Source organism: Gordonia hongkongensis (genome assembly GCF_023078355.1).
Classification (GTDB): domain Bacteria; phylum Actinomycetota; class Actinomycetes; order Mycobacteriales; family Mycobacteriaceae; genus Gordonia; species Gordonia hongkongensis.
The window spans coordinates 2,632,242-2,644,250 of record NZ_CP095552.1 but is presented as its reverse complement, the minus strand read 5'-3'; the positions used below and the strand labels follow the sequence as shown (position 1 = coordinate 2,644,250).

Sequence of the window (12,009 nt, the reverse complement as noted above, 5' to 3'; positions counted from 1 at the left end):
CGGCGATCAGGACCGTAGGCAGGACTCGATCAACTCCAACGAGTGTCCGATCGTCTGGGCGAGGACCTCTTCGGGTTCGCCGTCGAACACTTCCCGGGAGGCGCTGACGCGGCCCCGGTGATCCAGTCCGAACCACACCGTTCCCGGTGCCGCCTCGTCGGGTTCGGGACCGGCCTCACCGGTCACCGCGACGACGAGGTCGGCGTCGAACAACCGGGCGGTCGACGCCACCATCGCGCGCGCCGCGGTCTCGCTCACGACCGGCCCCTCGGGCACGTCGAGCAGGTCGTACTTGACGTCCTTGTGGTAGGCCACGACCCCGCCGCGGAACCACGTACCCGCGTTCGGCGCCTTGCTCAGTTCGGTTGCCAGGTTCCCGCCGGTCAGCGATTCGGCGACCGCGATCCGGACGCCCGCTTCCATCGCAGCGTCCGCCACGCGCTTGCAGGTCTCCGAGAAGTCACTCACATCCGACATGTGTCGCTCCCTTCGTGTCCGCGTCGACCATCGCTGGTTGGTATCCACAGGGCCGCGCCCTGAAACGACTACCTGGTAGGTAGTGGTGCCGGCGGCGTGGGTGCGAGACGTTGGGGACATGACCCGCATAGAGAACGACCCCGTTCGCACACGGCACACGACGGTGTTGATCTCGCCGGCGATGGGAGTGCCGGCGCGTGTGTACCGGCGCTTGACGGAGGCCCTGAGCAGAGCCGGATTCGACGTCGTGATCGTCCCTCGGCGAGGGATCGAGGAGGGAAGCGAGCCACCGTCTCGACGTTCCGACTGGTCCTATGCCGACGAGGCGGACGGTCTGGCCGACGCCGTGGCCACGGCCCGGGCGGACGACACCGAGACGAGGGTCCTGGTACTCGGTCACAGCCTGGGAGCGCAGTTGGCCGCGATGGTGGCCCTGCGGGAGGACCACGCCCCCGACGGGATCGTGGCGATTGGCGCGTCGGTCCCCCACTTTCGCCACTACGGCCTGCGCGGCGTCCCGCTCGCCACACTGGCCGCGTCGGTCGCCACGGTCGCGGGGATCGCCGGCCGGTGGCCACGACGCGGTTTCGGCGGTCCGACGCCGCGCACGCTGATGCGGGAATGGGCGCGCATGGTGCTGACTGGGTGGGCGCCGTTCGCACTCGACTCCCGAATGCGGTTGCCGGCGTTGTCGATCCGGCTGCACGACGACGAGGTCGTGTCCGGCCGCGCCGCGGACGCCTACGACGCGGCGTTCGACAAGGACGCGATGTCGACACTGTGTTACCGGGCCTCCGACGGTCCGGCCGGGGGCGTCGCGACGCACCTCGGATGGACGCGGACGCCTGACGGGATCGTCGAGCTGATCGCGCGATGGTGGGAATCTCACGCCGTCCAGGAGCCCGATCGGGACTCGACGCGGTCGCGTGTGCGCACGGCGGTTCGTTCCGCCCAGGCGCCGGTGGCGAGATAGGCCAGCACGGCGATCGCCACACCGCACAGCGTCACCACCATCCAGAACGGTCGTGCGGTGGCGCTCAGGCCGTCGGCCACAGTTTCCGCCCGTCCGGAGAACGCGATAGCACCGGACACCGCCACGCCCAGCGCCGTCCCGACCTGCCGCCCGGTGGAGGCCATCGCGGAGGCGAGCCCCGCCTGGGTCCGCGGCATGCCCGAGACCGCGGCATTCGTGATGGGCGCGTTGACCAGTCCGAAGCTGATGCCGAACACGAGGTAGGCCGCGCCGAGGTAGGTGAACGGGGTATCGGGTCCGACGCCGAGGAGCAGCACCCCGCCCGCCGCCATTCCGATCCCGCCCGCGAACAGTGGCGGCCGAGACCCCCGCGCGGCGACGAGGCGTCCCGAGACCGAAGCGCAGCACGCGGCGGCCAGAGCCATCGGGATCAGCATCAGACCCGCGCCGAACGGACTCAGCCCGCGGACTTCTTGCAGGTAGAGGGTGTTGAGGAAGAGGAACCCGCCGGTCGCGGCGAAAGCGATGACCGCGCACACGACCGCGACGGTGAACGGCACACTGCCGAAGAACCGCGGGTCCAGGAGCGGCTCGTCGCGGCGCAACTCGTAGCAGATCAGGATCGCAGACGAGCACGCAGCGACCGCGAAACAGCCAACGATGACGCCGGACCTCCAGCCCAGCACATGCCCTTCGATGATCCCGAACGTCACGGTTCCCAACAGCACGAGGATCAGCAGCTGACCCACCACATCGGCCCGTCGAGGCTGTGGCGCCCTCGACTCGGGGACGTACCGCCGGCTGAGAACGAGGGCGAGCACGCACACCGGGACATTGAGCACGAAGATCGCCTGCCAGCCCAGGCCGGAGACCAGCGCACCACCGACGACCGGGCCGAAGGCCAGACTCGCCCCGAATGCACTTCCCCACAACCCGATCGCCCGCGCACGCGCCTTCGGCTCGGTGAACACGTTGGTCACGATCGACAGGGCCACCGGGTTCAGCATCGAGCCACCGACCGCCTGGACGGCCCGGGCCGCGATGAGCACCTCCGGTGTCGGCGACACCGCGCAGAGCACCGACCCGGTTCCGAAAATCGCGAGGCCGACCCCGAAGATGCGTCTGCGACCGAGCCGGTCGCCGGTGGTGCCGCCGAGGATGAGCAGGCTCGCGACGACCAGCGTGTACGAGTCGACCACCCATTGGAGCTGAGACGGCGTGGCATCGAGATCGGCGCCGATCGACGGCAGCGCCACGTTGACCGCGGAGATGTCGAGGCCGACGAGGAACATGCTCAGACAGCAGACGACCAGGATGACGCGTCGACGCCCGGTCGTGGACATGGAGCCAATGTAGAACGCCGGCCCCGGGGCGGGCGCCGACCCGGTGAGGATCATGCTCACCGGGAACGAGACCGCGAGGCGCCGGGATCGTCGTAGTCTGGGCCCACGCGCACCGCCGAGGAGAAAGCCGAGGTCCCATGTCGAAGATCCTGGTGTTCGGACACCGCAACCCCGACACCGATGCCATCGGGGCGGCGATCGGCCTCGCCCACCTCGAAGCCGCGCTGGGCAGCGATGTCGAGGCCGTCGCCCTGGGCCGGCCGAGTCTCGAAACCGCCTTCGCACTGGAGCATTTCGGACTCGACGCGCCGCGCGTCATCGAGACGGCCGCGCCGGCGGAGGTGATGCTCGTCGACCACAACGAGCGCCAGCAGAGCGTCGCCGACATCACCGACGTGACCGTCCTGAAAGTCATCGACCACCATCGGATCGCCAATTTCGAGACGGCGGCGCCGCTGTACATGCGCGTCGAACCGGTCGGATGCACCTGCACGATTCTCACCCGGATGTACGCGGAGAACGGGATCGAGATCCCGCGTCCGCAGGCGGGCATCATGCTGTCGGCGATCATCTCCGACACCCTCTTGTTCAACTCCCCCACCTGCACCGACGCCGATCGCGCCGCTGCCGCCGAGCTTGCCGACATCGCGGGCGTCGACGTCGACGAGTACGGCGACGCGCTTCTACGGGCCGGGACCGCGCTCGGCGACGAGCCGGTGTCGGCGATCATCGGACGGGACTCCAAGAGCTTCGAAATGGGGCCGAAGACGGTGCGGGTCTCGCAGATCACCACGGTCGACTCCGCCGAGATACTCGACCGTCGCGACGAGTTCCTGACGGCGATGACCGCCGAGAAGGAGGCAGCCGGCTACGACCTCTACCTCCTGCTCATCACCGATGTGATCAAGGCCGACTCGGATCTGTTGGTGGTCGGCGAACCCGCCTCGGCGGTCGAACAGGCGCTCGGGGTCACCGTCGCCGACGGTCAGGCATTCGGCAAGGGCATCGTGTCGCGCAAGAAGCAGATCGTCCCGCAGTTGACCGAAGTGCTGGACGTCTGAGCGCTCTCTGGCCTCCCCGCGCACATCCGCAGTCGAGAGAAAACTCGTAACAACATAATTCGAGGACAACGCAAACCGGCACCCCCATCTACCACAACGCACCGACAAGTTGTCGTCGACGAATACCGTTGCACAACAGAAACTTTCGAGTTGCGAGATGCCGGCTGTGCTGTACACTCGAACGTACATTCGCAGCTACGGTTCTTGGGGGGTGGCCATGTCTGACGGATCAGCGACGCCGCAGCCGCGTGCCGTCGAGTTGATTGCCGACCTCCACCGCATCGTGGACGAGTTGCAGACGGTCGACCTGGGGCCGTGCACCGATGCCGAGTTGGCCGAAGTGGCAGCCGATACCGAGAAAGCGATCGCACGGTTGACTGTTGCCGGTGACCGGCAGATCGATCAGGTCGAGGCCCGCGACCTGCCCCGCAAAGCCGGGTGCCGAACACTCATGCAGTACATGACCCACCGGCTACGCGTCTCCAACCCGATGCGACGCCGTAAGCAGATGGACGCCACCGCCACCCGCACCAGCCTCGGCGGCGACAAACTGGAACCCGAACACCCCACCCTGGCCGAGGCTTTCGCCGCAGGAGCGGTCGGTTCCGCGCACGTGCAGGCCGCCCTCGATGTCCTCGACCAGATCCCCCACGGAATCGACCACGACGTGAAAGTCGCGGCCGAACGGCAGATGGCCGAGATCGCCACCGACCACACACCCGCCGACATCACTCAACTCGGTGCCCGGCTGCTGGCTCATCTCGACCCCGACGGCACATTGGCTGATGACACCGACCAGAAACGACGCCGCAACCTGTGGATCGGCCGCCAACGCGCCGACGGCACCGCCAAAATATCGGGCACGCTGACCCCCGAACTCGCCGCCCGGCTGACGATGATGTTCGCGGTATGGGGCAAACCCGGACTGAACAACCCCGACGACCCCGCCTCACCCAGCGGACCGGCCGGCACCGCCGACCCCGACGCCCTGACCACCGCAGCCGACCGCGACAGCCGCACTCCCGCGCAGATCAACCACGACGCCCTCGACGCCGCACTCGCCGCCGGTTTCGCCGACGGGACCCTCGGAAAGTCGCACCGCGGATTACCCGTGCAACTGATCGTCAAAGCCGACCTCAACGACCTCATCCGTGAAGCCGGACTCGCGACCACCGCCACCGGAACCCTGCTGCCCATCCCGGACCTCATCGCCATGGCCGGTGAGGTCCAACCGTGGTTGGCGATCTTCAAAGACGCCTCCGCTGTCCCGCTGCACTTCGGGCGCGGGAAACGACTCGCCACCCGCGAACAACGCCTCGTCTCCTTCGCCCGCCCCGACGGGGAAGTATGCTCAGCACCAGGCTGCGAGCAGCCCGCCACCCACATCGAGCTTCATCACGCCCAGAAGGATTGGGCCAAAGGCGGTCTCACCGACATCGACGACCTCGCACCGGCCTGCCCACGCCACAACCGGATGGTCGGTGACCAACCCGGCCAATACACCACCCGCATCGCCCGGTCCGGACCAGACGAAGGCCGCTGCATCTGGCGACTCAACGCCGAACCCGGCGCACCACCCAACCCCGAACGCCTCAACCGCCGACCCGACATACCCCGGCGATTCACACAACACCTGAACACCGTGCGCGAACAGATCCACGGACCACCAACGCGGTCCGGTGATCACGCGCGCCCGAACAACCGGCACCACGACGACGCGCGTCGCTCATGGTCGAGAACCAGCCACGTCATCGACGTGAGACCAACCCGACCCGGCCAACGACAGCTCCAACCCTCAGGGAGCGGGGTTGGTCGCCCTCCGCAAGCTCCGGGCGCTGCTAGTAATAGCTGGAAGGGCTGGTAACTGGGACATCCTCCTGATGTGGTCATAAGGGGCTTGGTTATCCCAACCACAAAAGGAGGATGTCAATGTCTAAGGCTAGTCGTTTGAGTCGTGGAGACAAGCGTCGGAACGATCGGTTGACCCGGTTCCGGGGCATCGTGCGCCGCGACCACGCGGTCGCAGCGATCGATCTGGCATCGAACAAACAAGTCGTCGCGGTGGTCGATCACGACTCCCGCATCGTGGCGCGCCGCACGTTTCACTGCGCGCCACCACAGTTGGCCACCGCGATCGAGTGGAGCCGTACCGCCGCTGCTGCTGCCGGGTTTGCCGGCATCGTCATCGCGTGTGAACCGACCGGGCATCGCTGGAAAACGGTCCGAGACCTGACCGCGGCGGTCGGGGTGCAGATGGTGTGTGTGCAGCCGATCGCGGTGGCACGGGCCCGAGAGACCGAAGACTTCACCCACGACAAATCCGATGACAAAGACGCCCTGCTGATCGCACGGCTGACCACCCAACTTCATATCTATCTGCCCGAACACGCCGACGAGCAATGGACCCGGCTACGTCACCTCGGCGTACGCCGATCCCAGCAACTCACCCGCCGTGGTGCGGCGCAGCAACAAGCCCGCGACCTCCTCGAAGGCGCCTGGCCCCACGCCCTTGACTGCGCCGGGCAACCGTTCAAATCGGTGACCTGGCTGGCCGCGATGGCCGTCATCGGCGCTGACCCGACACCCCTGACCGCCCAGGGCAGCCGGGAACAGGCGGTGGCGTGGCTCCGCGAACACGTACGCGCCGAACTGCCCTGCTGGGGTGGGCGTCGGGTCACTACCCGCATCCTGGTCGCGATCGTCGATGCCGCTTTCGCCGTCCAGACCGAGACCACGATCACCGCCGAGGCCGGTGCGCTGGAACGGGCCCGCTACGCCTTGGCCGACTTTCACCACGCCCGCACCGCCTGCGAGCAGGTCGAGGCGGCCATGATCGAGGTCCTCACCGGGCTGGGCCTGCACGAACTCGCCGGATCCATTCCCGGAGTATCGGCGGTCTCGGTGGCGGCGATCCTCGCCGAAACCGGTGACCTGACCCGCTTCGACTCGGCGCGGGCGGTAGTCAAACATGCCGGACTATGCCCCCGGGAGAACTCCTCCGGCGCCTACCGCGGCGCCACCCGCATCAGTGGTCGTGGCCGGCCGCTGTTGCGGGTCGCCGCCTGGCGAGCGGCGTTCGCGGCGTTGACCCACAACGAGGTATACGCCGCCCGCTATCGGCACCTGACCAGCCGAGAAGCAAACCGCCTCAACCCCAACCAGGCCCGGGTAGCGATCGCCGCGGCTCTGTTGCGGCAGCTATACGTCGTCATCACCACCGCCACGCCGTGGAACCCTGACATCGCTGCCGGCCGTACCCGACCCGTAGAAAGGACCGCCGCCTGACCCCTAAACCCCTTCCGGCCGGGACAAGCTCGCTGCTCCTTGGGCACATAAGCCCGACCCTGAGCCTGAGCAGTCCCACCCCGGCGCGAACCAAGCTCGAATGAAGGCTGTTGGGTACCAACCCGTTTGACCGCTAGGTAGAGCCCGCGCCAGGCAACGACCCCGGCCATCCAAAACCCCACCATCATCCATCCCGCAGCCACCACCGGCCGCCGGGCCACACCCCCACGCCCACACCCATCACAGGACCCTGTTGACACAAACCCTCATAGGCTGCTCAGGGAGCGGGGTTGGTCGCCCTCCGCAAGCTCCGGGCGCTCCTCAGGGAGCGGGGTTGGTCGGCCGTCGCCCTCCGCAAGCTCCGGGCGCTCCTCAGGGAGCAGGGGCAGGGCGTTCTTTCGGATCCGGGAGCAGGGGCTGGTGAGTAGCTTGGCGCGTCGAGACGTTCCGCATTCTTCGGATCGTCTAGCTCCCCACGCCCTCACCGTGGCGGCCCGCGCCGCCGGCGAATCTGCTTGCGCCGGCCAGGGTGTCGGACGCCAGCGAGACCATGCCGTGTCGGAGTTCGTTGGCGATGGCCGCATCCGCGCTCAGGCCGTCCTGCTCGAGGACCGACAACCGGTCCTGCCGCACACACGTCTGCGGGAACGCGGCGATCTCGGTGGCCAGCGTGATCGCGGCCGGTAGCGCAGTCCCCGACGGCACGACGCGATTGGCGAGCCCGATCGACAGGGCCTCATCGGCGGGTACCGCCCGGCCGGTCAGCACGAGATCCATGGCCCGGCTCTCGCCGATCAGACGGGGCAAACGGACCGTGCCGCCGTCGATCAGCGGGACGCCCCAGCGCCGGCAGAACACCCCGAAGACGGCGTCGTCGCCGACCACACGCAGGTCCGCCCACAGCGCCAGCTCCAGTCCGCCGGCCACGGCGTGCCCGGAGATCGCCGCGATGACCGGCTTGGACAACGTCATCCGGGTCGGACCCATGGGGCCGTCACCGTCGGGTGCCACCCGATTCGGGTCACCGTCCGAGATGGCCTTGAGATCGGCTCCGGCGCAGAAGGTCCCGCCTTCGCCGTAGAGCACCGCGACCGACACCGAGTCGTCGGCGTCGAACCGCCGGAAGGCATCCGCCAGCGCATCGGCGGTCGCGCGGTCGACGGCGTTGCGCCGATCCGGCCGGTCGATCCCGATGATCCGCACCGGCCCCTCGGACCGCTCCAGAACCGTCATCGCCTGTCCCCCGTCCCTCGATCCGGTGGCGAAGTACGTCAGGTGTTGAAGTACTTCGCCTCCGGATGGTGCAACACGAACGCGTCGGTCGACTGCTCGGGATGCAACTGCAACTCCTCGGACAGTTCGACGCCGATCCGCCCTGGCTCGAGCAACTCCATCATCTTCGCGCGGTCCTCGAGGTCGGGGCAGGCGCCGTAACCGAACGAGAAACGCGCGCCGCGGTATTCGAGATCGAAGAAGCCCTGGGCGTTCTCCGGGTCCTCGCTGGCCATCGTGCGGTCGCCGAACGCGAGTTCGCTGCGCACCCGCTGGTGCCAGTATTCGGCGAGCGCCTCGGTCAGCTGCACGCCGATGCCGTGCACCTCGAGGTAGTCGCGGTAGGCGTTGTCGGCGAACAGCTTGTTGGCGAAGTCGGCGATCGGCTGTCCCATGGTGACGAGCTGGAACGGCAGCACGTCGACCTTGCCGGCCGCCTTCGCGTCGGCGCGGGACCGGATGAAGTCCGCGATGCACAGGAACCGCGACCGCTGCTGACGCGGGAACGTGAAGCTGAACCGCACCGGCGCATCCGGTTCCGGCTCGGTGAGCACGTGGACGGTGTCGCCCTCGCTGACCGCCGGGTAGTACCCGTAGACCACCGCGGCGTGCTGCAGGATGTTCTCGGTCGACAGGCGATCGATCCAATACCGCAGTCGCGGACGACCCTCGGTCTCGACGAGATCCTCATACGACGGCCCGTCACCACCGCGGGCGCCCCGAAGACCCCACTGACCCAGGAACAGCGCGCGCTCGTCGAGGAGCTGCATGTAGTCCGCGATCGGGACGCCCTTGACGATCCGCGACCCCCAGAACGGCGGGGTCGGGATCTCGTTGTCGGCAGCCACATCCGAGCGGGCCGGCACCTCGACGGGTTCCTCGGCGGCCTTGCGCTTGGCCGCGATGCGCTTCGATCGCTCGTGCCGAGCCTTGCGTTCGGCCGCCTTCTCCGCCGCGGCCTTCGCCTCGTCGCTGTCCGGGTCGGGTCCCCCGCCCCGCTTGGTCGCCATGATGTCATCCATCAGGCGCAGCCCCTCGAAAGCGTCACGCGCATAGTGCACGTCGCCCTCGTAGGTCTCGGAGAGGTCGTTCTCGACGTAGGAGCGGGTGAGCGCGGCGCCGCCGAGGAGGACCGGGTACTCGTCGGCGAGCCCGCGGGAGTTGATCTCCTCGAGGTTCTCCTTCATCACCACGGTCGACTTCACCAGCAGCCCGGACATCCCGATGACGTCCGCCCGCTTGTCCGCGGCGACGTCGAGGATGGTCGCGATCGGCTGCTTGATGCCGATGTTGACGACCTCGTAGCCGTTGTTGGACAGGATGATGTCGACGAGGTTCTTGCCGATGTCGTGCACGTCGCCCTTGACGGTGGCGAGGACGATGCGTCCCTTGCCGTCCTCGCCGGTGGCCTCCATGTGCGGCTCGAGATGCGCCACCGCGGTTTTCATCACCTCGGCGGACTGCAGCACGAACGGCAGCTGCATCTGGCCCGAACCGAAGAGTTCGCCGACGGTCTTCATCCCGGCCAGCAGCGTGTCGTTGATGATCGACAGCGGCGGGACCTGGGTCATCGCCTCGTCGAGGTCGTCGGTCAGACCGTTGCGCTCGCCGTCGACGATCCGGCGCTCCAGGCGCTCGAACAGCGGCAGCTTCGCCAGTTCCTGGGCCCGCGACTCACGCGCCGAGGCCGCCGAGACACCCTCGAACAGCTCCATGAGCTTCTGCAGCGGGTCGTAGCCCTCGCGTCGCCGGTCGTAGACGAGGTCGAGGGCGACCTCGCGGTGCTCCTCCGGGATCCGGGCCATCGGCAGGATCTTCGACGCGTGCACGATCGCGGTGTCGAGGCCGGCCTGTACGCACTCGTGCAGGAAGACCGAGTTGAGCACCTGTCGCGCAGCGGGATTGAGCCCGAAGGAGATGTTCGAGATGCCCAGCGTGAAGTGCACGTCGGGGTGGGCCTCGTGCAGCCGGCGGATGGCCTCGATGGTCTCGATGCCGTCGCGTCGGACCTCTTCCTGACCCGTCGAGATCGGGAAGGTCAGCGTGTCGAGGATGATGTCCTCTTCGGCGAGTCCCCAGTTGCCGGTGATGTCGGCGATCAGCCGCTCGGCCACCCGGACCTTCCAGTCCGCGGTACGCGCCTGCCCCTCCTCGTCGATGGTGAGCGCGACGACCGCCGCCCCGTGCTCGACGACCAGCTGCATGATCTTGGTGAACCGCGAGTCCGGTCCGTCGCCGTCCTCGTAGTTGACCGAGTTCACCGCGCAGCGCCCGCCCAGCGACTCCAGACCGGCTCGGATGACCTCCGGCTCGGTGGAGTCGAGCATGATCGGCAGCGTCGACGAGGTCGCGAACCGGCTGGCGAGAGCGGTCATGTCGGCGGCCCCGTCGCGACCGACGTAGTCGACGTTGAGGTCGAGCATGTGGGCGCCGTCGCGGGTCTGGTCCTTCGCGATGTCGAGGCACTTCTGGTAGTCCTCGGCGATCATCGCCTCGCGGAAGGCCTTCGAGCCGTTGGTGTTCGTGCGCTCACCGATCACCAGGAAGCTGGCATCCTGGTCGAAGGGCACCGCAGAGTACAGCGACGACGTCTCCGACTCGTGTTCCGGGGTCCGGGTCGCCGGGGTCACCTCGGACACCGCGTCCGCTACCTGCCGGATGTGTTCGGGTGTCGTGCCGCAGCAACCGCCGACGAACTGCAGACCGAACTCCCCCACGAACTGCGACATGGCCTGCGCGAGTTCCTCGGGCGTCAGCGGGTACTCGGCACCGTTGGCTCCGAGGACCGGCAGACCGGCGTTGGGCATCACCGACACGGGGATGCGCGCGTGCTTGGAGAGGTACCGCAGGTGCTCGCTCATCTCGGCGGGACCGGTGGCGCAGTTCAGGCCGATCAGATCGATACCGAGCGGCTCCAGCGCTGTCAGCGCGGCACCGATCTCCGAGCCGAGGAGCATCGTGCCGGTCGTCTCGACCGTGACGTGGGAGATGATCGGGATCTTGCGGCCCACCCGCTCCATCGCACGGCGGGCGGCCACCACCGCCGATTTCACCTGCAGCAGATCCTGCGAGGTCTCGATCAGGATCGCGTCGGCACCGCCCTCGAGCATGCCGATGACGCATTCCAGGTAGGCGTCGCGGATGACCGCGTACGTGGTGTGGCCGAGGCTGGGCAGCTTGGTGCCCGGCCCGATCGAACCCAGGACGAAACGGTCGGTGCCGTCGGTCGAGGGACCCATCTCGTCGGCGACGCCGCGCGCGATCGCCGTTCCCTTGTACGACAGCTCCCGGATCCTGTCCGCGATGTCGTAATCGCCCAGATTCGACAGGTTGCACCCGAAGGTGTTGGTTTCCACAGCGTCGGCGCCGGCCTCGAAGTACGCACGGTGGATGCCCTCGAGGACGTCGGGCCGGGTGTCGTTGAGGATTTCGTTGCAACCCTCGAGGCCACGGAAGTCGTCGAGCGTCAGATCCGCGGCCTGCAGCATGGTGCCCATCGCCCCGTCGCCGATCAGTACCCGACGCGACATCGCCGACAGAAATGTCGTGTCGAAATCGCGTGGATCGGTTCCGGAGAAGTCAGGGGACATGGTTGACA

The 12,009-nt window shown here is 67.8% G+C and carries 8 protein-coding genes; 4 read left to right on the top strand and 4 right to left on the bottom strand.

From position 1 onward, the window contains the following. Window positions 1-6 precede the first annotated feature (6 nt). Window positions 7-477 (bottom strand): CinA family protein, encoded by a 471-nt coding sequence (locus tag MVF96_RS11990; protein WP_137810644.1) that lies wholly within the window; start codon window positions 475-477, stop codon window positions 7-9. Window positions 478-595: 118 nt separating this feature from the next. Between MVF96_RS11990 and MVF96_RS11985 the strand changes: the two genes are divergently transcribed. Continuing rightward, window positions 596-1,450, top strand: a complete 855-nt coding sequence (locus MVF96_RS11985) for an alpha/beta fold hydrolase (protein ID WP_247452039.1) — start codon at window positions 596-598, stop codon at window positions 1,448-1,450. Here the strand turns inward: MVF96_RS11985 and MVF96_RS11980 are convergent. Then, complete coding sequence (locus tag MVF96_RS11980) at window positions 1,363-2,793, bottom strand: MFS transporter (RefSeq protein WP_137810646.1); 1,431 nt, start codon at window positions 2,791-2,793, stop codon at window positions 1,363-1,365. The genes MVF96_RS11985 and MVF96_RS11980 overlap by 88 nt on opposite strands. Before the next feature lie 137 nt (window positions 2,794-2,930). Between MVF96_RS11980 and MVF96_RS11975 the strand changes: the two genes are divergently transcribed. From MVF96_RS11975 to MVF96_RS11965, 3 genes are all read left to right on the top strand, one after another. Further along, window positions 2,931-3,854, top strand: coding sequence for a manganese-dependent inorganic pyrophosphatase (locus MVF96_RS11975; protein WP_137810647.1), 924 nt, complete (start codon window positions 2,931-2,933; stop codon window positions 3,852-3,854). 217 nt (window positions 3,855-4,071) lie between these two features. Then, the gene (locus MVF96_RS11970; RefSeq protein WP_247452038.1) at window positions 4,072-5,718 is read left to right on the top strand and encodes an HNH endonuclease signature motif containing protein; all 1,647 of its coding nucleotides are present in this window, start codon (window positions 4,072-4,074) and stop codon (window positions 5,716-5,718) included. A 116-nt stretch (window positions 5,719-5,834) separates the two neighbouring features. Beyond that, window positions 5,835-7,139, top strand: a complete 1,305-nt coding sequence (locus MVF96_RS11965; protein ID WP_247452037.1) for an IS110 family RNA-guided transposase — start codon at window positions 5,835-5,837, stop codon at window positions 7,137-7,139. Between the two features lie 465 nt (window positions 7,140-7,604). Here the strand turns inward: MVF96_RS11965 and MVF96_RS11960 are convergent, their stop codons facing one another. Continuing rightward, window positions 7,605-8,372: a crotonase/enoyl-CoA hydratase family protein gene (locus MVF96_RS11960; protein ID WP_159370763.1), complete on the bottom strand. Its 768-nt coding sequence runs from the start codon at window positions 8,370-8,372 to the stop codon at window positions 7,605-7,607. A 38-nt stretch (window positions 8,373-8,410) separates the two neighbouring features. Further along, complete coding sequence (gene metH / locus MVF96_RS11955) at window positions 8,411-12,001, bottom strand: methionine synthase (RefSeq protein WP_159370762.1); 3,591 nt, start codon at window positions 11,999-12,001, stop codon at window positions 8,411-8,413. Window positions 12,002-12,009: the final 8 nt, after the last annotated feature.

Coding starts and splice junctions, on each gene's coding strand:
- MVF96_RS11990 (WP_137810644.1), bottom strand. CDS start 477: ATGTCGGATGTGAGTGACTTCTCGGAGACCTGCAAGCGCGTGGCGGAC.
- MVF96_RS11985 (WP_247452039.1), top strand. CDS start 596: ATGACCCGCATAGAGAACGACCCCGTTCGCACACGGCACACGACGGTG.
- MVF96_RS11980 (WP_137810646.1), bottom strand. CDS start 2,793: ATGTCCACGACCGGGCGTCGACGCGTCATCCTGGTCGTCTGCTGTCTG.
- MVF96_RS11975 (WP_137810647.1), top strand. CDS start 2,931: ATGTCGAAGATCCTGGTGTTCGGACACCGCAACCCCGACACCGATGCC.
- MVF96_RS11970 (WP_247452038.1), top strand. CDS start 4,072: ATGTCTGACGGATCAGCGACGCCGCAGCCGCGTGCCGTCGAGTTGATT.
- MVF96_RS11960 (WP_159370763.1), bottom strand. CDS start 8,372: ATGACGGTTCTGGAGCGGTCCGAGGGGCCGGTGCGGATCATCGGGATC.
- metH (WP_159370762.1), bottom strand. CDS start 12,001: ATGTCCCCTGACTTCTCCGGAACCGATCCACGCGATTTCGACACGACA.